We start from the raw sequence: 1141 nt of genomic DNA on the forward strand, positions 1-1141 counted from the left end.
GATGCCGAGCTTCTGCGCCGCGCCCGGCTGCCAGCGCCAGGTTTGCGTGGAGGTGTCGACGTAAGGTTGCAGGTACTTGCGGAAGTAATTGTCCATCACCCCGCCCACCCCGAAGAACTGGCCGAAGTCATCCAGGGTCGCGTCCCGCGCACTGCCGGGCGACATCGGATAACGCCCGGCCAGGGACTGGCGATACACGTTCACCACTTCGCTGACCCACGCCGCATTCAGCTGGTTGCGCACCCCGCCCATCATGCTGTTGGTGGTGGAGTTGACCACTGACTTGACCATGCCCTGCACCAGCGGCGGCTGGCGTTCGGCATTCAGGCTGACCCGCGTGGCCGCAGCCGCCGCCTGGTTTTTTGCTTCGCCGAGCAACGCATCGCCGCTGGCGCCAACCATGGCGCTGACCTGCACATACAACGCATTCATGTCCGCCAGCAGGCCATCAATGGCCGCCGGTTCACCTTCGTTCTTGCTGACGATGCTGTTGAGTTCGGCGAAGTGCGCCGTCACCGGATCTTCACTGGCCGCTGGTGCATTCGCAGTTGGCTGGTCCTGGCCAAGCAGGCTGCCGAGGCGTTCCTTGAGCTTGTCCACGCCACCTTCCACCGGCGCGCCCTTGGCGGCCAGCAAGCGTTCTTCCGCTTGCAAGTCGGTCTCTTTGGAGACCGCCACCAGCAGCTTCTTCAGCGGCGAGGTCGGCCCGGAAATCACCCGCAAGACGTCGGCCGCCTGGGCCACGCTGGTGATCGGCACAAAGTCGATATCCGCCAGCAACGCATCCCACTGGCGTTGATAATCCTGGAAGTACAGGCGGCGCACATCGGCGGCGAGGCTGACGACGTTTTGTTGGTCGGCCTGCTCGCGGCCCAGTACCCATTGCTCTTCAGCGAGGGTGCCGGTCTGGTTCAGGCTGGCCAGCAGGAAGCCCTGGCGATAACCCTTGGCGGTGAAGAAACCGCTCAACGGTTCGCCCAACGGCTTGCCGCTCTTGCGACTGAACACCAGCGCGGCATCACGGCCCGCCGCTTCGTTGATGCGAAAGTCCGGCACGCCTTCCGGCAGTTTCTGGCGCTTGATGCGGTCGTAGACGCGCTGGGCCACCGGCAGTTGCTGCAGTTGCCGGCGCAGGTCGTCG

1 protein-coding gene is annotated in these 1141 nt (G+C 64.5%); it reads right to left on the reverse strand.

All coding sequences use genetic code 11. The features are described from left to right. Window positions 1-1141, reverse strand: a 1141-nt coding sequence (locus tag HX846_RS32240; protein WP_306173182.1) for an ImcF-related family protein, incomplete at both ends; no start/stop codon positions are given.

Origin of the sequence: Pseudomonas sp. K5002 (assembly GCF_013386655.1) — a bacterium.
In the GTDB taxonomy this organism is placed as follows: domain Bacteria; phylum Pseudomonadota; class Gammaproteobacteria; order Pseudomonadales; family Pseudomonadaceae; genus Aquipseudomonas.